21 protein-coding genes are annotated in these 21660 nt (G+C 58.2%); 9 read left to right on the forward strand and 12 right to left on the reverse strand.

The window, feature by feature from the left end; translation table 11 throughout:
• The first annotated feature begins 19 nt into the window (after positions 1 to 19).
• Positions 20 to 1603 (forward strand): L-aspartate oxidase, encoded by a 1584-nt coding sequence (nadB, locus tag BQ9846_RS05610; RefSeq protein WP_075879651.1) that lies wholly within the window; start codon positions 20 to 22, stop codon positions 1601 to 1603.
• On the opposite strand, the gene BQ9846_RS16475 is transcribed toward nadB, so the two are convergent.
• Together BQ9846_RS16475 and BQ9846_RS05620 are read right to left on the reverse strand one after the other, a co-directional pair.
• Positions 1577 to 1978: a hypothetical protein gene (locus BQ9846_RS16475; RefSeq protein WP_159437908.1), complete on the reverse strand. Its 402-nt coding sequence runs from the start codon at positions 1976 to 1978 to the stop codon at positions 1577 to 1579. The genes nadB and BQ9846_RS16475 overlap by 27 nt on opposite strands.
• Positions 1938 to 2231: an FAD assembly factor SdhE gene (locus BQ9846_RS05620; RefSeq protein WP_075881656.1), complete on the reverse strand. Its 294-nt coding sequence runs from the start codon at positions 2229 to 2231 to the stop codon at positions 1938 to 1940. The genes BQ9846_RS16475 and BQ9846_RS05620 overlap by 41 nt, the downstream gene beginning before the upstream one ends.
• Before the next feature lie 249 nt (positions 2232 to 2480).
• Between BQ9846_RS05620 and BQ9846_RS05625 the strand changes: the two genes are divergently transcribed.
• The 3 genes from BQ9846_RS05625 to lapB all read left to right on the forward strand — a co-directional run bounded on the left by BQ9846_RS05625 (position 2481) and on the right by lapB (position 4371).
• Positions 2481 to 2777: an integration host factor subunit beta gene (locus BQ9846_RS05625; protein ID WP_075879652.1), complete on the forward strand. Its 297-nt coding sequence runs from the start codon at positions 2481 to 2483 to the stop codon at positions 2775 to 2777.
• Between the two features lie 88 nt (positions 2778 to 2865).
• A complete protein-coding gene (locus BQ9846_RS05630) occupies positions 2866 to 3171 on the forward strand; it encodes a lipopolysaccharide assembly protein LapA domain-containing protein (RefSeq protein WP_075879653.1) in 306 nt (101 codons plus the stop codon).
• Positions 3172 to 4371 carry a lipopolysaccharide assembly protein LapB gene (lapB, locus tag BQ9846_RS05635; protein WP_075879654.1) on the forward strand — a complete coding sequence of 400 codons (1200 nt, stop codon included), beginning with the start codon at positions 3172 to 3174 and terminating at the stop codon, positions 4369 to 4371.
• 12 nt (positions 4372 to 4383) lie between these two features.
• On the opposite strand, the gene pyrF is transcribed toward lapB, so the two are convergent.
• Positions 4384 to 5100, reverse strand: coding sequence for an orotidine-5'-phosphate decarboxylase (gene pyrF, locus BQ9846_RS05640; RefSeq protein ID WP_075879655.1), 717 nt, complete (start codon positions 5098 to 5100; stop codon positions 4384 to 4386).
• Between the two features lie 188 nt (positions 5101 to 5288).
• Here pyrF and BQ9846_RS05645 point away from each other — a divergent pair, with 188 nt between their 5' ends.
• The gene (locus tag BQ9846_RS05645) at positions 5289 to 5561 is read left to right on the forward strand and encodes a ComEA family DNA-binding protein (RefSeq protein ID WP_075879656.1); all 273 of its coding nucleotides are present in this window, start codon (positions 5289 to 5291) and stop codon (positions 5559 to 5561) included.
• A 31-nt stretch (positions 5562 to 5592) separates the two neighbouring features.
• On the opposite strand, the gene BQ9846_RS05650 is transcribed toward BQ9846_RS05645, so the two are convergent.
• The 6 genes from BQ9846_RS05650 to BQ9846_RS05675 form a co-directional block, all read right to left on the reverse strand.
• Positions 5593 to 7077 carry a bifunctional 2-methylcitrate dehydratase/aconitate hydratase gene (locus BQ9846_RS05650; protein WP_075879657.1) on the reverse strand — a complete coding sequence of 495 codons (1485 nt, stop codon included), beginning with the start codon at positions 7075 to 7077 and terminating at the stop codon, positions 5593 to 5595.
• A 126-nt stretch (positions 7078 to 7203) separates the two neighbouring features.
• Positions 7204 to 8382, reverse strand: coding sequence for a 2-methylaconitate cis-trans isomerase PrpF (prpF, locus tag BQ9846_RS05655; protein ID WP_075879658.1), 1179 nt, complete (start codon positions 8380 to 8382; stop codon positions 7204 to 7206).
• Positions 8383 to 8480: 98 nt separating this feature from the next.
• Positions 8481 to 11099: a Fe/S-dependent 2-methylisocitrate dehydratase AcnD gene (gene acnD / locus BQ9846_RS05660; RefSeq protein ID WP_075879659.1), complete on the reverse strand. Its 2619-nt coding sequence runs from the start codon at positions 11097 to 11099 to the stop codon at positions 8481 to 8483.
• A gap of 92 nt (positions 11100 to 11191) precedes the next feature.
• On the reverse strand, positions 11192 to 12319 hold the full coding sequence (prpC, locus tag BQ9846_RS05665; RefSeq protein ID WP_075879660.1) for a bifunctional 2-methylcitrate synthase/citrate synthase: 1128 nt from the start codon (positions 12317 to 12319) through the stop codon (positions 11192 to 11194).
• A gap of 105 nt (positions 12320 to 12424) precedes the next feature.
• Positions 12425 to 13330 carry a methylisocitrate lyase gene (gene prpB / locus BQ9846_RS05670; protein WP_075879661.1) on the reverse strand — a complete coding sequence of 302 codons (906 nt, stop codon included), beginning with the start codon at positions 13328 to 13330 and terminating at the stop codon, positions 12425 to 12427.
• A gap of 82 nt (positions 13331 to 13412) precedes the next feature.
• Complete coding sequence (locus tag BQ9846_RS05675) at positions 13413 to 14204, reverse strand: GntR family transcriptional regulator (RefSeq protein ID WP_083651485.1); 792 nt, start codon at positions 14202 to 14204, stop codon at positions 13413 to 13415.
• Between the two features lie 260 nt (positions 14205 to 14464).
• Between BQ9846_RS05675 and pabB the strand changes: the two genes are divergently transcribed.
• The gene (gene pabB, locus BQ9846_RS05680; RefSeq protein WP_075879663.1) at positions 14465 to 15817 is read left to right on the forward strand and encodes an aminodeoxychorismate synthase component I; all 1353 of its coding nucleotides are present in this window, start codon (positions 14465 to 14467) and stop codon (positions 15815 to 15817) included.
• Positions 15818 to 15948: 131 nt separating this feature from the next.
• A complete protein-coding gene (locus tag BQ9846_RS05685; RefSeq protein WP_075879664.1) occupies positions 15949 to 16587 on the forward strand; it encodes a phosphoadenosine phosphosulfate reductase domain-containing protein in 639 nt (212 codons plus the stop codon).
• Positions 16588 to 16669: 82 nt separating this feature from the next.
• On the opposite strand, the gene cysB is transcribed toward BQ9846_RS05685, so the two are convergent.
• Positions 16670 to 17644, reverse strand: coding sequence for an HTH-type transcriptional regulator CysB (gene cysB, locus BQ9846_RS05690; RefSeq protein ID WP_075879665.1), 975 nt, complete (start codon positions 17642 to 17644; stop codon positions 16670 to 16672).
• 241 nt (positions 17645 to 17885) lie between these two features.
• Here cysB and trxA point away from each other — a divergent pair, with 241 nt between their 5' ends.
• The gene (gene trxA / locus BQ9846_RS05695) at positions 17886 to 18206 is read left to right on the forward strand and encodes a thioredoxin (RefSeq protein ID WP_075879666.1); all 321 of its coding nucleotides are present in this window, start codon (positions 17886 to 17888) and stop codon (positions 18204 to 18206) included.
• Positions 18207 to 18291: 85 nt separating this feature from the next.
• On the opposite strand, the gene BQ9846_RS05700 is transcribed toward trxA, so the two are convergent.
• Positions 18292 to 19422, reverse strand: coding sequence for an AI-2E family transporter (locus tag BQ9846_RS05700; RefSeq protein ID WP_075879667.1), 1131 nt, complete (start codon positions 19420 to 19422; stop codon positions 18292 to 18294).
• A 149-nt stretch (positions 19423 to 19571) separates the two neighbouring features.
• Here BQ9846_RS05700 and BQ9846_RS05705 point away from each other — a divergent pair, with 149 nt between their 5' ends.
• Positions 19572 to 20360 carry an SIMPL domain-containing protein gene (locus tag BQ9846_RS05705; RefSeq protein ID WP_075879668.1) on the forward strand — a complete coding sequence of 263 codons (789 nt, stop codon included), beginning with the start codon at positions 19572 to 19574 and terminating at the stop codon, positions 20358 to 20360.
• Between the two features lie 3 nt (positions 20361 to 20363).
• On the opposite strand, the gene serS is transcribed toward BQ9846_RS05705, so the two are convergent.
• The gene (gene serS, locus BQ9846_RS05710; protein ID WP_075879669.1) at positions 20364 to 21641 is read right to left on the reverse strand and encodes a serine--tRNA ligase; all 1278 of its coding nucleotides are present in this window, start codon (positions 21639 to 21641) and stop codon (positions 20364 to 20366) included.
• Positions 21642 to 21660: the final 19 nt, after the last annotated feature.

Raw genomic sequence — 21660 nt, forward strand, 5'->3', positions numbered from 1 at the left:
GCGCAATAGGAGCGGCTACATGAGCGCGTCTCAATCCGACGTTTTAATTATCGGCGGCGGCGTCGCCGGCCTCACCTTGGCGCTGACGCTAGCAGAGCGTTTTCATATTGTGCTCGTTCGTCCCGCTCAAGATGACCAGGGCGCCAGCCGTTGGGCGCAAGGGGGCATCGCCGCAGTACTCTCGCCTGACGACAACCTTGAAGCCCATGTTCAAGACACGCTGATCGCCGGCGACGGGCTGTGCGATGAACGCGCCGTGCGCTTCACGGTAGAGAACGGCCCAGCGGCGATTGAGTGGCTCATTGAGTGCGGTGTGCCGTTTACCCCCGATACGACGCCGGATGCCCGCTATGCCTACCATTTAACCCGCGAAGGCGGGCATAACGCGCGGCGCATTATCCACGCCGATGACGCCACGGGAAAAGCCGTTGTTGAGACACTTAGCCGCCTGGCATCGGCGCACCGCAATATCACCCAGCGTGACGATATTTCCGTTATTGATCTATTAGCCGATGACCATGGTGCTTGCTGTGGCGCCCTTGCCATCGACGCTAGCGGCAAGTCCCACTCTCTTTTGGCAAACCACACCGTACTGGCGACCGGCGGCGCCAGTGGTCTCTATCAGCACACCACCACCCCCTCTCCAAGCAGCGGCGAAGGCATGACGATGGCCGCTTCACTGGGCGCGACGCTGATGAACCTGGAGTTCCAACAGTTTCATCCGACTTGCCTCTACGACCCCGATGGCCCGGCATTTCTTATCAGTGAAGCGGTAAGAGGCGAAGGTGGGCACCTGCTAAATGAGGCGGGCGAGCGCTTTATGCCCGCTTTAGACAGTCGCGCGGAGCTTGCGCCTAGGGATATTGTCGCACGCGCGATTGACGCGCAAATCCAGCAAGGCTCGCTCGGTCACGTTTGGTTGGATATTCGTCATTTAGGTGCCGACGCGATCCGCCATCACTTCCCGACGATTCTCGCGCATTGCGCCTCACGCGGCATGGATATTACTCGCGAGCCCATTCCGGTTGTTCCCGCGGCACACTATAGCTGCGGCGGCGTCGCCACCGACTTAAGCGGCGCCACCAGCGTGTCTAACCTCTATGCCATTGGAGAAATCGCCTGTACCGGGCTGCATGGCGCCAACCGAATGGCCAGCAACTCACTGCTGGAGTGCTTGGTGTTTGCCCGTAGTTGTGCCAAGGCCTTATTAACCGCCTCTTCTGGCACCACATCGGCACCGTCTAGCCCGGCCATCTCCCATATCGAAGCGGACTTTCCTCTCGATCGCACCGCCTTAAACCAGCTACGCACGACGCTGCGCGCCACCATGAGCCAACATGTCGCGATTGTGAGACACATCGAGGGATTAGCGGCCGCATCGCATCAGTTGGCCACGCTTGCGTCGCGATTAGTCAGCTTAGATCCCGATATAACGCATCCTGAAAGCCGCCGCTTGTGGCATAGCCTGAGACTTGCACGTTTGACGGTCCTGGCCGCGCAACAGCGCCATGAGTCGCGCGGGCTGCACTACTCTCCCGACTGGCCTTACCACGCCGAAACGCCGCGCCCTTCTCGCTTATCGCTCAGGGATATAGAGCAGTAACCGCCTAAGCTTTCGCTGGGCGTCATACGGCGCGCTATCCGGCCACAGCCATAAACGCTCGCCGCCCACATTGAGACGCATAAGGCGTGGCCCCAGATAGTCGCAACGTAACATTTGCGTGTGGCCCACATCGCCACTGTCATATACCCAGTGGCTCTGTATAACGCCGGCACGCTCCTCGACCCATAGCGTGCGGGACGCCGGCGGATGCCAGCGCCACCCACAGAACACTATCGCTAAAAGCCCTAGGCTTAACGCCGCAGCAAGCTCCAATTGCCAGGCTGCTAACGCAATGCCACCCGCGCATAGCGCCGTGTCACAGGCACGCTTCCCGTTAGAGGGTCCGATAGGCAGAATTATCGGTTGACTCGGCATGCTCGACAATCATCTTCACAATGCGCCTAAGCGTTGCGTTACTCGGCCATTCGCGGCGCATCAACCAGGCAAACAGGTCCTGGTCCTCTTCTTCTATTAACTGCTGAAAGGCGAGCTGATCCTCCGCGCTTAGGCTATCGTAACGCTGCTGGAGAAAAGGAATCAGCAGCAGGTCCAGCTCCCACATACCACGGCGGGAGTGCCAATAAAGCCGTTTCCTCATGATCGCTTCGTGTGATGTGTCGTCGCTCAACTTAAGCCCCACTGCGTGAATGAAATGTCACCTCAGTATACCTGAGCATGAAAGTCGCGCCAGCGGCGCCCCTCACCTATGCTATAAGAGCGAAACCGCTTTTCGCTAGTACCTTGTTTTATCGGCATTGTTTTATCTGGGCTGTTTATTTTACCCGAATTGTTTTATACCGCCCTGCACAGTATGCTGAGCCACACAACGAGATTGCGAAACGCGCCACGGCCTATCACGTTCGCATGGAGCTAACCGATGACTAAGTCTGAACTAATCGAACAAATTGCAATGCGTCAGCCGGAGCTATCGGCCAAAGAAGTGGAAACCGCCGTTCGTCTCATACTCGACGATATCACCGACACCCTTGCTGGTGGGGGGCGCGTCGAGATTCGCGGCTTTGGTAGTTTTTCGCTGCATTTTCGCGAGCCGCGCACGGGGCGTAACCCCAAAACCGGCGAAGCAGTAGAGCTAGACGGCAAGTACGTTCCGCACTTTAAACCCGGCAAAGAGCTGCGCGAGCAGGTCGATGCCAGCCGTGCGTTAGGCTATTAATGCGTGCGCTTTGACCTTCTGCGTGGTGACGCGCAGCCAAGAGTCATACACAATAGAGACCGCAAACGTCACAGACTAGGAAACTCACATGCGTTGGATCAAAGGGCTGATTTTAGCCATCATTTTGCTTGTGGTGCTGTTGGTGGGCATCCTTTTCGCCGTTAACAACCAGCAAACCATCGGCTTAAACCTGATCTGGGTTGAACTTCCCCCGGTATCGCTCTCCGTTTGGCTGCTCGCAAGCTTAGCTGTCGGTGTCATTGTCGGCATGCTGGCAATGCTGGGCGTTTATACCCGTCTCAAAGCGGGGCTGGTACGCGAAAAACGCCACAACAAGCAACAGCAAAAAGAGCTCGACCGGCTGCGCACCCAGGAGCTTAAGGAACTGGCGTAAATGATGGATGCCGTGCTGCTAAGCGTTCTGTTGGCAGCCGTTGCCATTGGCTTTGGGTTGGGCTACCGCCAAGCACGAAAGCGCGACAAGCCAACGCGGCAGGCACTCTCACCCACGCTCTCGCGTGACTACTTCGTCGGGTTGAACTACCTGCTCAATGAGCAGCCCGACGAAGCGATTCACACCTTTATTCGTGCGCTGGAAGTCAACAGCGATAATGTTGATACCCATATCGCGCTAGGCAAACTCTTCCGTACCCGCGGCGAAGCGGACAAGGCCGTGAGCATTCACCAGAATTTACTCGCTCGCCCGGCGCTGACGGCACCGCAAAACGAGCAGGTTCAACTCGAACTCGCTCGGGATTTTATCGCCCTGGGGGTGCATGATCGCGCTCAGCGTCTGCTGGAATCCGTTATTGGTCACACCCAGCAGGATGATCACCGCATCACGGCCAAACGCTTACTGATCGATCTGCTTGAGCGTGAAAAAGCGTGGCAGCAAGCCCTTGACCTCGCCCTCCCTATGCTCAAACAGCAGCCTCAGCTGCGCCGCCCAGCGGCGCACTGGCTGTGCGAAATGGCCGAAGACGAGATACGTCAGGCCAGCCGTGCCCTTGCCAAACGCCATTTGAAAAAAGCCCTACAATTAGACGAGCAGTGCGTACGCGCCAATTTGCGTCTTGCTGAACTCGAAATGGATAACGGTCACTATCGCCATGCGATCGCGCGCCTTAAATCCATCCCACACCAAGCACGGGCGCATATTCCCACCATGCTTCCTACGCTAAAGCGCGCCTACTGGCGCGCCGATGATATGCCGGGATTTGAGGCGTATTTGCTCGACCTGCTTGAAACAGCGCCGCTGACTAGCGTCATCGTCAGCCTAAGCGAGGTGATCCACCAACGCGATGGGGTTGAGCGTGCCATCGAGGTAACCGGGAGGTACTTGCATCAATCGCCCAGCCTAGGCGGGCTGGATCATCTTATTGATCTGTATATAGAGAGTCAGCAGTTAAGCGGTCGCGAAAACCCCGATAGTCGCTTACTCCTTCTCAAGCACCATACCCAAGCACTATTAAGAAACCGACCGCGTCACCGCTGTCAGCGCTGCGGCTTTAGTGCCGACAGCCTACATTGGCTGTGCCCCAGTTGCCGCCACTGGGGCACGGTCGAGCCCATTACCGGCGTTGAGGGAGAGTAACAGCTCGCACGCCTAGTGCTCGGCGAGTTCCGCCTCAATAGCCGTCAAGGCTTCCATCGGGTCTGGCGCCTCGGTGACCGGGCGCCCAATCACAAGGTGCGTACTTCCCGCCTCCATCGCCGCTCGGGGTGACATAATCCGCGCTTGATCGTTTGCGGCGGCAAAGCTTGGCCGAATCCCCGGGGTTACTTTCAAAAACCCTTTACCGCAACAGGCGCTCAGCGCTTTGGCTTCCTGCGCGGAGCACACCACCCCCTCCATGCCGCTGTCCTGCGCTAAGCGCGCCAAACGCTCGACGTGCTGCGCCGGCGAGGTCGTAATACCCAGCTCGTTGAGATCCTCGGCTCCCATACTGGTCAGCACGGTGACCGCGATCAAATGCGTTTGAAGCCCATTGGCGTGCAGGCGATCAGCGGCGGCTTGCATCATTTTTCGTCCGCCGCCGGCATGGACGTTGACCATCCAAACCCCCTGCTCGGCGGCCGCCTGTACGGCGCCGGCTACTGTATTGGGAATATCATGAAACTTAAGATCGAGAAATACCTCGAAGCCGCGACCGTGCAGCGCCTCGAGTACTGCCGGTCCGCTGCGGGTAAATAGCTCTTTTCCCACTTTCACTCGGCAGCGGGCGGGGTCGAGCTGGTCGGCCATGCAGAGCGCCGCATCAAGAGAGGGGTAATCCAGCGCGATAATGAGGGGAGACTGAGTAAGAGGAGATTGAGGGGTCACACGACGGCTCCATTGCCTGTTACGGTTTCGATCCAGTATATCAGCCCTACAAAAGCTGTAAGCCCTGCACTACAAACAAATAGTCATTGGCTTACACGGATTGGCGTCAATCGCTTACAGCAAACCCACCCGCCCCAACTAAATTTAAAGAGCCACATGAATGACAACTTGCCATTAAGGGGATTTTTATGCGCATTAAGGGATTATTAACGGCACTGCTATTGAGCGTAAGCCTGGGGCTTTCAAGCGGGGTATTGGCTCAGCAAGTCGCACCTATCAACGTGAATACCGCCGACGCGGAACTCCTCGCCGAGCTTCCCGGCATTGGCCCCAGCCGGGCCAGCGCAATTATTGAAGAGCGCGATAGCAACGGCGAATTCGCAAGCGCCGAAGATCTCGCGCGCGTCAGCGGCATTGGCCCAGCAACCATTGATCGGATGCGTGATCAGCTGGCGTTTTAACGCTTGAGATCTGCCCCGATTATTACCGACCCTAGATGATCCACTGCTGCATAAACGTCGGCACCGGCATATCGCCCAAGGTGTCGGCGTTTTCGCATTGGGCCAAAATCGTCTCGCAGCGTGGCTTAGGAAATCGCGTGGCGAGATTGTGGGCGAACTTATCCACCAGTAGCGGCAGCCCCTCTTCGCGCCGGCGGCGGTGCCCTACCGGGTACTCGACTTCGACTTTATCGGTCGCGCTGCCGTCGGTGAAAAATACCTGAACCGCGTTGGCAATCGAGCGCTTATCCGGGTCGTAGTACGCCTCGGAATAACCCGAATCCTCGACGACCTGCATCTTCTCGCGAAGTTGATCGATCTCCGGGTGGGCGGCGTGGAAGCTATCCTCGTAGTGCTCCGCGGTCAACGCACCAAAGATAAGCGGTACCGCCGTCATGTACTGCAGGCAGTGGTCACGGTCGGCGGGATTTGCCAGCGGCCCAGTTTTGGAAATAATCCGAATGGCCGAATCGTGCGTGGTCAGCTCGACTCGCTCAATATCGTCAATACGGTCTTTCACGTGAGGATGAAGCGTTATCGCCGCCTCGCATGCGGTCTGGGCATGAAATTCCGCAGGAAAAGAAATTTTAAACAGAATGTTTTCCATCACATAGCAGCCAAAGTCGCGCTGAAACCGAAAGCGCCGTTCACTTTCCGGTTTCGTCGCCAAATCTTTATTGCGATGGCTAAACAGGACGTCATAAAAACCCCACTGAGGTGCGGTAAGCGCGCCGGGAATCCCCATTTCGCCGCGCATGGCGATATCCGCCAAGCGTACCGCCCGCGATGTCGCATCTCCTGCCGCCCAGCTCTTACGCGAACCGGCGTTGGGCGCATGGCGGTAGGTGCGCAGGCTCTGCCCGTCAACAAAGGCGTGAGAGAGCGCTGAGAGCATTTGCTCGCGGTTGGCGCCCATCATTTTCGCCGCCACCGCGGTTGAGGCCACCTTGACCAGTACCACGTGATCGAGCCCCACGCGGTTAAAGCTATTCTCTAGTGCCAGCACGCCTTGAATTTCGTGCGCCATGATCATTGCATGCAGCACATCGTTCATGGTCAGCGGTGCCTCCCCGCTGGCCATGCGCTTCTGGGAAAGGTGATCGGCGACGGCTAAAATCGCCCCCAGGTTATCGGAGGGGTGCCCCCACTCCGCGGCAAGCCAGGTGTCGTTATAATCTAGCCAGCGCACGATGGCGCCGATATCCCAGGCGGCTTTCACCGGGTCTAGCCGATACGGCGTACCGGGCACATGCGCACCAAAGGGTACCGTTGTTCCCTCCACCAGCGGCCCCAGGTGCTTGGTGCATTCGGGAAAACGCAGTGCCAGCAGCCCGCACCCTAACGTATCCATCAAGCAGTAACGGGCGGTATCCAGCGCCTCAGGCGAGGGTGTATCAAAGTTGAGGACGTAATCGGCAATTTTTTGCAGCTCGACGTCGTACTCAGGACGTTCATTCACCTCGGACGTAGCGGTCATTGCACGGCTCCTTGTCGTTTGATGAAAAGTCATTAGGTTGAATCGGCTTCGCGCTCTCGTTTTCAGTATGGTGCGCTAAGGCCTGGCACGCCAATAACCGCCCGCTTTCAAAGCGATTAAACTCGATTAAAAACTATCGCCCGGCACCCGCACGAAGCCTTCCATCAGGACGCGAGCACTGCGGCTCATCACCGCCTGATCAATGTTCCAGCGGCCGTCAATCAAGCTTGCTTCAGCGCCGACCTGCAAGCTGCCGGAGGGGTGGCCAAAGGTCACGGCATGGCGCTTGCCACCGCCCGCGGCGAGATTCACCAGCGTGCCTTCGATCGCGGCGGCGGCGCCAATGGCAACGGCAGCGGTGCCCATCATGGCGTGGTGCAGCTTGCCCATGGAGAGCGCGCGTACCAGCAGATCCACCTCCTCGGCATTGACCTCTTTACCGCTAGAGGCGACGTAGCTTTTGGGTTTCGCCACGAACGCCACCTTGGGCGTATGCTGACGGTTGGCCGCTTCCGAGATATCGCTAATCAGCCCCATCTTGAGCGCACCGTAGGCGCGGATGGTTTCAAAGCGGGTCAGTGCATCGGGATTACCGTTGATCGCTTCTTGAAGCTCGGCGCCGGTGTAGCCAATGTCTTCGGCGTTGACGAACACCGTAGGAATCCCGGCGTTGATCATGGTCGCTTTGAGCGTCCCTACCCCCGGTACTTCCAAATCATCGACCAGGTTACCGGTGGGGAAGATCGCGCCCTCGCCATCCGCCGGATCCATAAATGCTACCGGTACTTCCGCCGCCGGGAAGGTTACCCCATCAAGCTCGAAATCCCCGGTTTCCTGAACTTCGCCGTTGGTGATGGGCACTTTGGCCACGATGGTCTTTTGAATATTGACCTGCCAGATACGCACTTCCACGACGCCATTTTGCGGGATGCGCGCCGGGTCGACCAAGCCGTTGCTCACCGCGAATGGCCCCACCGCCGCCGAGAGGTTGCCGCAGTTGCCGCTCCAGTCGACAAAGGGCTTGTCGATGGAGACCTGGCCAAACAGATAATCCACGTCATGCTCGGGTGATTCGCTCTTGGAAAGAATCACGGTTTTGCTCGTGCTTGAGGTGGCCCCGCCCATGCCATCGATCTGCTTTTGGTATGGATCGGGGCTGCCGATCACTCGTAGCAGCAGTTTATCCCGTGCCTCGCCCGGCTTTTGTGCGGTCTCAGGGAGGTCATCAAGCTTGAAAAAAACGCCTTTACTGGTCCCGCCGCGCATATAGGTCGCGGGAATTTTAATCTGGGGAACAGATGACATAGCCAAACTCCAAGGTGTTATAAAAAAAGGGATTAGATAACAAACACCCGGCACACGAGGCGCCGGGTGAGAGTGATCCACGCTACACAGGTACCGCGTTAGGCAGGCGTTGCTTCGCTGGACTCCAAGAAGTCCTGGGCAAAACGCTGCAAAACGCCACCGGCGGTGTAGATGGTGACCTCCTCGGCGGTATCCAGACGGCAGATCACCGGCACACGCTCGACATCGCCGTTTTTCCGCTGAATCACCAGCGTGAGTTCCGCCCGCGGCGACAGCGCTCCTTCCACATCGAACACCTCGGTACCGTCCAGGTTCAGCGTGTGGCGCGTGGTACCCGGCTGGAACTGCAGCGGCATCACGCCCATGCCGATCAAGTTGGTGCGGTGGATGCGCTCAAAGCCTTCAGCGACGATCGCTTCCACACCGGCGAGTGCCACGCCCTTGGCCGCCCAGTCCCGCGACGAGCCCTGGCCGTAGTCGGCGCCGGCGATGATAATCAGCGGCTGCTTGCGCTCCATGTAGGTCTCGATCGCCTCCCACATGCGCGTGACCTTGCCTTCCGGTTCAACGCGCGCCAGCGACCCCTGCTTCACTTCACCGTTCTCGTCGCGCACCATTTCGTTGAACAGCTTCGGGTTGGCGAGCGTGGCGCGTTGGGCGGTAAGGTGATCGCCGCGGTGGGTGGCGTAGGAGTTAAAGTCCTCCTCCGGCAGGCCCATCTTGTGCAGATACTCGCCCGCCGCGCTATCCATCAGAATCGCATTGGATGGCGACAGGTGATCGGTGGTGATGTTATCAGGCAGAATCGCCAGCGGGCGCATGCCTTTCAAGTGGCGCTCGCCCGACATTTTGCCTTCCCAGTACGGCGGACGGCGAATGTAGGTGCTCTGCGCGCGCCAGTCATACAGCGGGTTGGTTTGTGCCGCGGCGCTCTTGTCCAGATCGAACATCGGAATGTAGGTCTGACGGAACTGCTCCGGCTTGACGGCGGTTTTGACGATCGCATCGATCTCTTCATCCGCCGGCCAGATATCTTTCAGCGTCACGGGGTTGCCGTCGGGGTCGTAACCCAGGATATCCTTCTCGATATCAAAGCGGATGGTACCGGCGATAGCGTAAGCCACCACGAGCGGCGGGGAGGCCAAAAACGCCTGCTTGGCGTAGGGGTGAATGCGCCCGTCAAAGTTACGGTTGCCCGAGAGCACGGCCGTGGAGTAGAGATCGCGGTCGATGATCTCCTGCTGGATCTTCGGATCCAGCGCCCCGGACATGCCGTTGCAGGTGGTGCACGCATAGGCCACCACGCCAAAGCCGAGGTCTTCGAGCTCGTTCATCAGGCCGGCGTCTTCAAGGTACATCTTGACGGTTTTCGACCCCGGCGCCAGCGACGACTTCACCCACGGCTTGCGCGTCAGGCCCAATTTGTTGGCGTTGCGCGCGATCAGCCCCGCCGCCACCATGTTGCGTGGGTTGGAGGTGTTGGTGCAGCTGGTGATCGCGGCGATGATCACCGCGCCATCGGGCATCAGGCCCTTGGCTTCCTCCTCGCGCGCCTTGTCCAGCCCCACGGCGATACCTTGATTGGCAAGCTCGCTGGTGGGTAGCTTGGCGTGCGGTTTAGAGGGGCCGGCCAGAGTGCGCGATACGCTGGAGAGATCAAACTCCAGTACGCGCTCATACTCGGCGGTTTTAAGATCATCCGCCCAAAGGCCGGTGTGCTTGGCGTACTTCTCGACCAGATCAACCTGCTCGTCATCGCGACCGGTGAGCTTCAGGTAATCGATGGTTTGATCATCGATGTAGAACATCGCCGCGGTAGCACCATACTCCGGGGTCATGTTAGAGATGGTGGCGCGATCGCCCACGGTCAGGCTGTCGGCGCCTTCACCGAAGAACTCCAGGTAGGCGCCAACCACTTTGGCATCGCGCAAAAATTCGGTAATCGCCAGCACCATATCGGTGCCGGTCACGCCCGGCTGTAGCTTGCCGGTCAGCTTGACGCCGACGATATCGGGCAGGCGCATCATCGAGGCACGGCCGAGCATCACGCTCTCGGCTTCAAGCCCCCCGACACCGACCGAGATAACGCCCAGCGCATCCACCATCGGGGTGTGGCTATCGGTACCCACACAGGTATCGGGGAACGCCACGCCGTTTTGCTTCTGCACCACCGGCGACATCTTCTCCAGATTGATCTGGTGCATGATGCCGTTGCCGGGCGGAATCACGTCGACGTTCTCGAACGCGGTCTTGGTCCAGTTGATGAAGTGGAAGCGGTCATCGTTACGGCGGTCTTCGACCTGGCGGTTCTTCTCGAAGGCGTCCTTTTCGAAGCCAGCGTGCTCAACCGCCAGCGAGTGGTCGACGATTAGCTGGGTGGGCACCACCGGGTTGACCTTAGCCGGGTCACCGCCCTTCTCGGCGATGGCGTCGCGCAGACCCGCCAGGTCAACCAGCGCGGTCTGGCCCAGAATGTCGTGGCACACCACGCGCGCTGGGTACCAGGGAAAGTCCAAGTCACGCTTGCGCTCGATCAGCTGCTTGAGCGAATCGGTAAGCATCTCCGGGTCGCAGCGGCGCACCAGCTGTTCGGCCAGAATACGCGAGGTATAGGGAAGCGTGGCATAGGCACCCGCCTTGATATCGTCGACGGCCTCACGCGCGTCGAAGTAATCCAGATCGGTGCCGGGAAGAGGTTTGCGGTATTCGGTGTTCATTGCGGAAAACTCACGGCGAGAGGATACGTTAGGGGTGGCCTCCCGGCATTTGTTGGCCGCCGGGAGGAGGAGCAAGCAGCGACTTTTCTGGATTAGTCGCGCTGCTCGATCGGCACCCATTCGCTCTTTTCAGGGCCGGTATAGTCGGCGCTCGGGCGAATAATGCGATTGTTGGCACGCTGCTCGAAGACATGCGCGGCCCAGCCGGTCACGCGCGAGCAGACAAAGATCGGCGTGAACAGCTTGGTCGGAATGCCCATGAAGTGATAGGCGCTGGCATGGAAGAAGTCGGCGTTACAGAACAGCTTCTTTTCGCGCCACATAACGTCTTCGCAACGCACGGACACCGGGTAGAGCACGGTATCGCCCACATCTTCGGCAAGCTTTTTGGACCACTGCTTGATGATCTCGTTGCGCGGGTCGGAGGTGCGATAGATCGCGTGGCCAAAGCCCATGATCTTCTCTTTACGCTCAAGCATGCCCATCATTTCGCGCTCGGCTTCTTCGGGCGACTGCCAGTCTTCGATCATCTCCATCGCCGCTTCGTTGGCACCACCGTGCAGCGGACCGCGCAGTGAACCAATCGCACCGGTCACGCAGGAGTGCATATCAGAGAGCGTGGAGGCACATACGCGCGCGGTGAACGTCGAGGCGTTGAACTCGTGCTCGGCGTAGAGAATCAGCGACACGTTCATCACATCAGCGTGCAACTTGCTCGGCGCCTCGCCACGTAGCAGGTGCAGGAAGTGCGCGCCTACCGACTCGTCATCGGTTTCCGTCTCAATGCGCACGCCCTCATGCGAGAAGCGGTACCAGTAGCAGATGATGGACGGCAGCACCGCGACGAGGCGATCGCTCGCGTCCTGCTGTTCATCAAAGCTCTGCTCGGTTTCCAGGTTGCCCAGCATGGACGCGCCGGTGCGCATGACATCCATCGGGTGGGCGTCTTTCGGAATCTGCTCAAGCACGGCCTTGAGCGCATCCGGAAGGCCGCGCAGGCTCTTGAGCTTGGTGATATAGGCGTCTAGCTCGGCCTGATTGGGCAGCTTGCCCTTGAGCAGCAGATAAGCGACTTCCTCAAACTTGGCCTTTTCCGCCAACTCTTTGATGTCAAAGCCGCGGTAGGTCAAACCTGAGCCGGTCTTGCCCACGGTGCATAGAGCCGTTTCTCCCGCGCTCTGACCGCGTAGACCTGCACCACTGTTTTTCTTCTCTGCCATGTTACGTACTCCTTCAAACGGTGATCTCATCATCGCGCCAGCAGACGCGATATACGTTGTTATTAGCGTCGTGGCGATTAGCGTCGTGTCAGTGACCGACGAGGATTAGTTGCCGCCCTTTTCAGCGAACAGTGCATCCAGTTTCTGCTCAAAGTCGTGGTAGTTCAAAAAGTCGTAGAGCTCTTCACGGGTTTGCATGATATCGATCACGTCTTTCTGGTGACCGTTATCCAGAACGCTCTGGTAGACCTTGAGCGCGGCGGCGTTCATGGCGCGAAACGCCGAGAGCGGATAGAGCACCATGCGGCAGCCGACTTCTCCCAACTCTTGCTGAGTGAACAGCGGCGTGGCGCCAAACTCGGTGATATTGGCCAGAATTGGCGCATCGACGCGCTCGCAAAACGCTTTATAGTCTTCAAGGGTATGCACGGCTTCGGCGAAGATCGCGTCGGCACCCGCTTCGATGCACGCCTGTGAGCGCTCGATAGCGGCATCCAGGCCATCCTTCTGGAACGCATCGGTGCGCGCGATCAGATAGAAATCGGGGTCAATGCGTGCGTCAGCGGCGGCCTTGATGCGATCGACCATCTCCTGCTTGGACACAATCTCTTTATTGGGGCGATGGCCACAGCGCTTCTGTGCCACCTGATCCTCCAGGTGAACCGCTGCCACCCCTGCGCGCTGCATCTCTTTCACCGTACGCGCGATGTTGAAAGCGCCGCCCCACCCGGTATCGATATCGACCAGCAGCGGGACATCCGTTGCGCCGCAGATGCGATGGGCGTCTTCAACCACGTCGTTCATGGTGGTCATGCCCAGATCCGGTAGGCCGAAAGAGGCGTTGGCCACGCCGCCACCGGAGAGATAAATCGCCTGGTGGCCCACGCGCTCCGCCATCATGGCGGTGTAAGCGTTGATGGTACCCAGAATCGGTAGCGGACGATTAGCTTCTAGCGCCGCGCGAAAGCGCGCACCCGGTGTTTTTGCTGGATTGCCTTGTAAGGTTGACATGCGGTGTCTCCTGTTCTGTTTTTTTGCGTTTTTTGTAAAGCGTGACGCTGGTATGGGATTCGTTACTCTTTGGCCCGCAGCGCTAGGCCGACGTTGGCGCTTGCGCTGACGCCTCACTTAACGTTGCCGCATAGCGGTTGGCGACGTTGGCGCGGGATGCGCTAACGTGGCGGCGCATCAATAGTTCGGCAAGCTCGGCATCGCCGGCTTCAATGGCATCAACGATGCGGTGGTGCTCCACAAAAGCCCGCTGCGGACGCGAACCGCTAGCGCTGAACTGGGTGCGATAAAGTCGCACCAAGTAGTAAAGGTCATCGCAAAGCAGGTTCATCAACATCTTGTTGTGGCTACCCAGCACAATCCGGTAGTGAAAATCGAGATCCCCCTCGCGCTGGTAGTAGGCCTCGCCGCGCTTTAAATCGTCTTGGCTTTCATGCACCGCCAACACGCTGCGCAGCCCCGTTATCTCGTCGGCGGTCATGTTCTCGGCCGCCAAGCGCGCCGCCATGCTCTCTAACGCTTCACGTACGTCGAATAGCTCTAAGAGCTCTTTCATGGAAAGCTGTACCACACGTGCACCCACGTGAGGCACGCGCTCAATCAGCCGGTGCGCCTCCAAGCGGCGCATCGCTTCGCGCAGCGGCCCGCGGGAAATGCCGTAGGTTTTGGAAAGGCCCGGTTCGGTGATTTTGCTGCCCGGGGCGATTTCACCGCGCACAATAGCGTCCTGTAGCTGGTGAAATACGCGCTCGGCGAGGGTACGCACTTCCGGGGAGCCCTCCTCATCAGCACGCTCTGGGGGCTGCTTTGCGCCCGACGACGTAGCGTGTTCGCGCGGGGTGTGTGGGACAGAAGGCGTGGTCAGTAATGTCATATCAAATTGTCGACAATCAGGAGTTGAGGGAACTTTAGCTCTCTGGCTATACCGCGTCAACTAGGTGATATCGCCGATTTTATCCACCTTTCGTTGTACTCACTGCTTTTACAGCGCACCCTGATGTCAACAATCTTGCATTATTTGAACACTTTTCACCCTAAGCGCCTTGCGTGAAAACCGCGTCGGCTCGCTGGCTGGTGCATCGCCTTGTCGCCCTCTAAAATGTGCCGCTCTTTACTCACCAGGTTGATGTTTGCATGGCCACGGCGTTATCGATCTCTGCTTTTCCCTACCCCTCCGATCCGTTAGCGCTTTTTGCGCTACTTCGGCATCGGCCTGGCGCCGTGCTGCTCGATAGCGGACGGCCAGTGGCAACGGGGCGCTACGACATTATCAGCAGTGACCCCCTCGCGACGCTGAGCGTGGATGAACAAGGCCATTCAAGGATTGAGAGCTCAACCCTCACGCCGCCCGAAGGGCTGGGCGATGCGTTTGCCTATCAAGCCTGGCTACTGCAGCAGCTCGACATAGAGCCCCCGGAAAGTGAGCTACCTTTTACCGGCGGCTTGATAGGTTATTGGAGCTATGACCTAGGCCGCGAGACCCAGGCGGTGGCAAGCACGCGCCCGGCGCCAACGCAGCTTCCACAGGCGCGCCTTGGCCTTTACGACTGGGCCATTACGCTGGATCACGTGATGCAAAAGGCGTGGCTGATCGCCAGCCACGCGCGACGCCGCGAGGTGACCACCTGGCTAGACCAAAGCGCCGAACTGTCACCGCCGTTTGCCCTCACCTCCCCTTTTCAGGCCGAGCTAACCCACGCCGACTACCTAGCACGTTTTGCGCGCGTTCAGCGCTATATCCGCGCCGGCGATTGCTACCAGATCAACCTCGCCCAGCGCTTTTCCGCGTCGTTTACCGGCGACCCTTGGGCCGCGTATCTGCGCCTGCGCCGCGCCACCCCGACGCCCTTTTCGGGCTTCATGGCCTGGGGAGAGAAAGCCGTCCTGTCACTCTCGCCCGAGCGCTTTATCCAGTCGCGCGGTGGCCACGTCGAAACTCGCCCTATAAAAGGCACCCGCGCGCGCGGGAACTCGCCAGAAAAGGACCAAGCATTGGCACAGGCGTTATTGGCCAGCGAAAAAGATCGCGCCGAGAACGTGATGATCGTGGATCTGCTGCGCAACGATTTGGGCCGTGTGTGCCAACCCGGCAGTATTCGTGTACCGCAACTGTGTACGCTTGAAAGCTACCCCAACGTGCATCACTTGGTCAGCGTGGTACAGGGCAAGCTTGCCAAGGGGTATTCCCCCCTCGCCCTGCTCAAAGCGGCTTTCCCAGGCGGCTCCATCACCGGTGCGCCCAAAATTCGCGCCATGCAGATTATCGACGAGTTAGAGCCCTGCCAGCGCAGTGTTTATTGCGGTAGCCTCGGCTACGTCGATGTGCGGGGCAGCATGGATACCTCGATTGCTATTCGCACCGTAATCGCCGACGCGGGCAAGCTTCACCTTTGGGGCGGCGGCGGCCTCGTGGCCGATTCCGAGGGGAAGGCGGAGTACACCGAGACACTGGATAAAATACGCCACTTAATCTCCTCTTTGAAATAAAAAACAAAAAATCTACATCAAAAAGAAATATAAAACCCAAACAAAACGGTATTGGGGTGAGATCAGTGGCATTTGGTAGCCTGGTGGCATAACCCCTTTATGCCCTTTTTGCATGATATCAAGGAGGCAAAATGCCCACCTCATCCCCCACGGCTTTCGACCTAGACGACATCAACCAAACGCTGGGCCAGCGACCACAAGCGTTGGTTGAGTGGGCCATGCAGCAGGGTGAGCGGCCTATCTGCACCACCAACTTTCGCCCTTTTGAAGCCGTGATCCTTCACATGGTGACGCAGGTAAAGCCTGATATCCCCATTGTCTGGATGGATAGCGGTTACAACACCGAGGCAACCTACCGCTTTGCCGACGACGTTATTAAAACGCTCAACCTCAATATCATCACCTACCTGCCGCTGCGTACCCGCGCTCACCGAGAAGCGTTGGAAGGCCCCTTTCCTGGCATCGACGATCCGCGTCACGCTGCCTTTACCCAAGAGGTCAAGATCGAGCCGTTTGAACGCGCGCTAGGTGAAATGCAGCCGGATGTGTGGTTTACCGCGTTACGCGCCGAAGACACCGCCGAACGCGCCAAGATGCAGTCTATCAGCCAAACCGACAGCGGCTTATTAAAGGTGGCCCCGGTACTGCACTGGCGAGCGAAAGAGATGTACGACTACCTGCAAGCGCACGGATTGCCCAACAACTTTGATTACTTCGACCCCACCAAGGTGGAAGAGAAGCGCGAGTGCGGGCTGCATTTGCAGCACTAAACTCTCCAAAGGGCCATACAACGCCACGCGCCCCCTGCCAGAGACAGAGGGCGCGTGGGGGAAGAAAAGCATTAATAAAGCGCTAGTATTCGGGAAGCTCAACTTCGTTAAACAGTGCTTGCTCGTGACGCGGGCCTGCCGTTAACGCCGAATCAACACGATCGCGCGTGAGATGCGGCGCAAACCGTTCTAAGAAATCATACATATAGCCCCGCATGAAGGTACCGCGGCGAATACCAATTTTAGTGGTGGAGCTTTCAAACAGATGCCCCGCCTCAAGCGCCACAAGATCAGAATCCTGCTCGGGGTCAACCGCCATGTGCGCGACAATACCCACGCCCATGCCAAGGCGCACGTAGGTTTTAATCACGTCCGCATCGGCGGCGGTCAGCACCACATTGGGGGTCAAGCCCTTGGCTTTGAAAGCGTCATCGAGTTGCGAGCGCCCAGTAAAGCCAAACACATAGGTCACCAGAGAGTACTGTGCCAGCGCTTCCAGCGTCAGCGGACCCTCGATATTGGCCAAGGGGTGGCCTTTTGGCACCAGTACGCAACGGTTCCAGCGGTAGCATGGCAGCAGCACCAGATCGGTAAAAAGCTCCAGCGATTCGGTCGCGATGGCGAAATCGGCCTGACCCTCGCTCACCATTTGCGCGATTTGCTTAGGCGTCCCCTGCTGCATGTGCAGCGCGACATCGGGGTATTTTTGCGTGAACTCGGTAATAATCGGCGGCAGCGCGTAGCGGGCTTGCGTGTGTGTGGTGGCGATGGCCAAGCTGCCACGGCGCTCGTCGCTATGCTCTTGCGCCACCTCTTTAATGTTATCGGTCAAGCGCAGCACTTGCCCGGCAAGCTCGATAACCGCCTGCCCAGCCGGCGTCGCACGGGTCAAGTGCTTACCACTACGGGCAAAAATCTCAACGCCGAGCTCGTCCTCTAACAGCCTGATTTGCTTGGAAATCCCCGGCTGTGAGGTGAACAAACTCTGCGCCGTTGCCGAGACATTGAGGTTGTGACGGCTAACTTCCCAGATGTAACGTAGTTGTTGTAACTTCATCGCGTCGCCCTTTTTGAGCCATCGGTTTGGGTCGCTGCCAAGAGCGGTCAGCCCAAAACCAAAATTTATAGCATATAAAGAAACTTTATAATACCTTTATAGTATAAACAACTGTACCGCGCATGGCTTCATCCGGAGGTAGATTTTCCCGGCATATTTGCCAGCCTTCGTTATCGTCGCTAACATTGATCGGCTTGGCGCGGTGCAAGAGCGCTTTCACTAAGCAAAACAGGAGAAGCCCATGTCCCATGTTGATGTCACCAACGCCAATTTTGAGCAAGAAGTGTTAAACGCCGAACAGCCCGTGCTACTGAAATTCTGGGCCCCTTGGTGCGGCCCCTGCAAAGTCATGGCACCGGTCGTCGATGAAGTCTCCGATGAACGCGGTGATAACCTGAAAGTCGTTAGCATCAACGTCGACGATGCCCCTGAAATTGCCGCTGAACAAGGCGTTCGCGGTGTACCCACCGTGATGCTTTTTAAGTCAGGCACGAAAGTCGCTTCACTGGTAGGCGCACAATCCAAGTCTCAGCTGACACAGTTCATCGACCAGAACGCCTAATCTCCCCTGCAAGCCCTTACGAGTGAGCTGATCGACACCGACCGCCGCCCTGCCGGCGGTCTTTTTATGCGTTATGGGTTGTTCGTCAGCGCTCACGTTTAAGCGGCGGTTTATCGGCATCGCGCAGGTGTTCGTGTTTCTCCTCGCTGATACGCGCCCCTGGGCCAAGAAGGTGGGCCATCCAGCGGGTTTGCGGGTGGCTATCCAAAGCAATTTTCAGCGTCATGGTTAACAGCACGGACAGCAGCATTCCCGCGGCACCAAACACCCAGCCCCAGACCACGAGCGAGACAAACGCCACAAGGGTGGAAAGCCCGAGTGCCCGCCCCATCAATCGCGGCTCAACCAAGTTCCCCAGCACAAAGTTGATACCCAGATACGCCAGCGCAAGCACAAACGCCTGCCAAATGCCGCCATCCTGAGAGACCAGCAGCAAAAGTACCGGCGGCACCGCCGCGATCGCCGAGCCAATATTGGGAATAAAGTTAAGGGCGAAGGCCAACACCGCCCAGAGCAGAGGAAACTCAACGCCGACCATGAGACAAGAGAGCCACACCAATACAGCCGTTGCCAAACTGATGATGGTCTTCACCGCCAGGTAACGCTTGAAGGTACGACTGAATTCCGCAAAACGCTTTAGACTTGGCGCCGGGTTCTCCAGCGCAAGAGAGACCTTGTCGCGAAAATTGAGCGTCTCAAACATCATAAACACCACCAGCAGCGAAACCACGATACTCTGCATAAACAGATTACCAATCTCACTCAGCACGGCGGGTACCCAGGTCGAGCCGCTTTGCATATCAAACAGCGAGTTAAGCTGCTCGGGGTCGATGGCAAGCCCCATGTCCGACAGCCGATTCAGTACGCTCCAGTAGGCTTCGTAAAGGCGGGTTTCAATGTCGGGTAGAGAGCTGACAAAGGTACTAAAACTATTGACCACCAAAAGCCCCAAAAGAGAGACGAGGCCGAGTAACACCAGCAGGGTTAAAAATACCGAGAGGCGCATGGGTACCCCCCAACGATGGAGCCACTGCACCGGAGAGGTGCATACCACCGCGATAAAAAACGCCAATAACATCGGCACCAACAAGCTCGAACCGGCTTTCATTCCCGCGATAATCACTACCAACGCCGCCAGTGAAAGCGTGGCATTGAGCGGCATGCTCTGGTTACTCCCCTGACCCAGGCCTGGGCCCTCCTCGTTCTGTTTCGGCATAACCCCTACCCTTAGATGCTTATCCACTTATCATGGGGCCAACAACGGCTTAGCACAAACACGGCTGTTTCTCGACGAACTTTCCCTGCGCAACATGCTCACAATAGTCGCTCGGCATAAGTTCTCCCAACTCTCAAGGAAAACCCACCATGACCATGTCCGCTACGCTCACACGACGCTTACTACTCCTTGTGCTCGGCGTTAGCCTTGCTGCCGTCTTTGCCCTTCCTGCCAAGGCGAACGAGGCCATAACGCAAGAAACGCCGCGCCTGCATGTCTCCGCGGAGGCCTACGTGGAAGTTGCACCCGATAAAGCGACCATAAGCGCCCGACTCTGGGAAGACACCCCTGCGATTAGCCAGCGAGAGAAAGACTCCTTTGAGGCGCTCAGCGACGCGCGATCACAACTCGAAGAGCGTGCTCGAAAGCTGATTCTTACCCTAGAAGAACACGGCGTTGCCCGCGACGCCATTACCGCCGGCTCGCTCCACATCACGCCGCAGCAGGTACACAACGCCAATTCCGACAGCGAGCGCGAAACGCTTAAACGCACCCGCGTTGAGCGTCCGGTGACCGTTGAACTAAAAGAGATTGAACGGGTGAGCGCGATTCTCGATGCACTGGTTGCCGCGGGAGTTAACCGCCTCGATGGCGTTGCATTCGGCCTTAAAGACCGCGACGCCGAGACCGATCGCGCCTTGGTGAAAGCGCTGGAAAAAGCGCGCCACAAGGCCAACCTTATGGCCACAACCCTCGACGTTGAACTCGCTGGGGTGATGCGCATTGAAGAGACGCGCTCGCCCGTGTTCCAACCGCAGATGATGGCCGTGCGCGCTGAAGGCAGCGACGCCTCAGCGGGGGCAACGCAGAGCGAATACCGCCCCGGCACCCTCCGCATCGATGCCGGGGTTAACGTCGTATGGTCGCTTAAAGAGTGAGCCTTATAGCGTGATGGTTTGCGCGCCACCCATATAGGGCTGTAGCGGCGCGGGAATGCTCACCGCCCCATCGGCCTGCTGGTGGTTTTCCAACACCGCCAGCAGGCAGCGGCCCACCGCCAGGCCTGAACCATTGAGAGTATGCAGCAATTGCGGCTTCTTAGCGTCCGGCTGACGGAAGCGCGCCTGCATCCGCCGCGCTTGAAACGCCTCACAGTTGGAAATCGACGAAATTTCGCGATACGTTTCCTGGCTAGGGAGCCACACTTCAAGGTCGTAGGTTTTGGCTGCGCCGAAACCCATGTCGCCGGTGCATAGCGTCACCACGCGGTAAGGCAGCTCCAACGCTTGCAGTATCGTCTCGGCGTGGCCGCGCATCTCTTCAAGTGCCTCGTAGCTTTTCTCCGGCTCAACGATCTGCACCATCTCGACCTTATCGAACTGATGCTGGCGAATCATGCCGCGGGTATCGCGCCCGTGGGCACCGGCCTCCGCCCGGAAGCACGGCGTATGCGCCGTTAGCTTTATGGGCAGTGCCGCCTGCTCGACGATCTCGTCGCGCACGAAGTTCGTCAGCGGCACCTCCGAAGTGGGAATCAGGTGGTATTCGCGCTCATCGTTAAGCTTGAACAAGTCATCGCCAAATTTCGGCAGCTGACCGGTCCCCATTAACGAGTCGCGGTTGACCATGTACGGCACATAGCACTCTTCATAGCCATGTTCTTGCGTTTGCGTATCCAGCATGAACTGCGCCAACGCACGGTGCAGACGCGCCACCGGGCCGCGCATCACGGCGAAACGCGCACCGGTTAACTTAGCCGCCAAGTCAAAATCGAGGTAGCCCGACTTTTTACCCAGATCAACATGATCCAGCACCTCAAAATCGAATTCACGCGGCGTGCCCCAGCGGTGCAGCTCCACGTTATCCTTTTCGCTCTCACCTTCCGGCACGCTTTCGTGGGGCAAGTTGGGAATACCGCTGACGATGTCTTCCCAATCCTCCTGCATGGAGGCCAGTTCGCGTTTCGCCGCATCCAGACGGTCGCCCAAATCGCTCACTTCATCCAGCAGCGGTTGAATATCCTCCCCGTTGGCCTTCGCTTTACCAATCGCCTTGGAGCGTGTATTGCGCTCGTTTTGCAGCTGTTCGGTTTGCGTTTGCAACTCGCGACGACGCGACTCAAGGGATGAAAGCTCCTCGGTATCTAGCACAAAGCCCCGCCGGGCCAGTTGTTGAGCAACACTGTCCAGGTCACCACGCAGCAGTTTCGGATCGAGCATAAAGTCTTGTCTCTTGGCC

Source organism: Vreelandella massiliensis (assembly GCF_900155385.1).
Lineage (GTDB): Bacteria > Pseudomonadota > Gammaproteobacteria > Pseudomonadales > Halomonadaceae > Vreelandella > Vreelandella massiliensis.

Coding starts and splice junctions, on each gene's coding strand:
- acnD (WP_075879659.1), bottom strand. CDS start 11,099: ATGAACACCGAATACCGCAAACCTCTTCCCGGCACCGATCTGGATTAC.
- prpC (WP_075879660.1), bottom strand. CDS start 12,319: ATGGCAGAGAAGAAAAACAGTGGTGCAGGTCTACGCGGTCAGAGCGCG.
- BQ9846_RS05625 (WP_075879652.1), top strand. CDS start 2,481: ATGACTAAGTCTGAACTAATCGAACAAATTGCAATGCGTCAGCCGGAG.
- pabB (WP_075879663.1), top strand. CDS start 14,465: ATGGCCACGGCGTTATCGATCTCTGCTTTTCCCTACCCCTCCGATCCG.
- BQ9846_RS05645 (WP_075879656.1), top strand. CDS start 5,289: ATGCGCATTAAGGGATTATTAACGGCACTGCTATTGAGCGTAAGCCTG.
- BQ9846_RS05650 (WP_075879657.1), bottom strand. CDS start 7,077: ATGACCGCTACGTCCGAGGTGAATGAACGTCCTGAGTACGACGTCGAG.
- BQ9846_RS05705 (WP_075879668.1), top strand. CDS start 19,572: ATGACCATGTCCGCTACGCTCACACGACGCTTACTACTCCTTGTGCTC.
- BQ9846_RS05685 (WP_075879664.1), top strand. CDS start 15,949: ATGCCCACCTCATCCCCCACGGCTTTCGACCTAGACGACATCAACCAA.
- cysB (WP_075879665.1), bottom strand. CDS start 17,644: ATGAAGTTACAACAACTACGTTACATCTGGGAAGTTAGCCGTCACAAC.
- BQ9846_RS05630 (WP_075879653.1), top strand. CDS start 2,866: ATGCGTTGGATCAAAGGGCTGATTTTAGCCATCATTTTGCTTGTGGTG.
- BQ9846_RS05675 (WP_083651485.1), bottom strand. CDS start 14,204: ATGACATTACTGACCACGCCTTCTGTCCCACACACCCCGCGCGAACAC.
- BQ9846_RS05700 (WP_075879667.1), bottom strand. CDS start 19,422: ATGCCGAAACAGAACGAGGAGGGCCCAGGCCTGGGTCAGGGGAGTAAC.
- serS (WP_075879669.1), bottom strand. CDS start 21,641: ATGCTCGATCCGAAACTGCTGCGTGGTGACCTGGACAGTGTTGCTCAA.
- lapB (WP_075879654.1), top strand. CDS start 3,172: ATGATGGATGCCGTGCTGCTAAGCGTTCTGTTGGCAGCCGTTGCCATT.
- prpF (WP_075879658.1), bottom strand. CDS start 8,382: ATGTCATCTGTTCCCCAGATTAAAATTCCCGCGACCTATATGCGCGGC.
- prpB (WP_075879661.1), bottom strand. CDS start 13,330: ATGTCAACCTTACAAGGCAATCCAGCAAAAACACCGGGTGCGCGCTTT.
- trxA (WP_075879666.1), top strand. CDS start 17,886: ATGTCCCATGTTGATGTCACCAACGCCAATTTTGAGCAAGAAGTGTTA.
- nadB (WP_075879651.1), top strand. CDS start 20: ATGAGCGCGTCTCAATCCGACGTTTTAATTATCGGCGGCGGCGTCGCC.
- BQ9846_RS16475 (WP_159437908.1), bottom strand. CDS start 1,978: ATGCCGAGTCAACCGATAATTCTGCCTATCGGACCCTCTAACGGGAAG.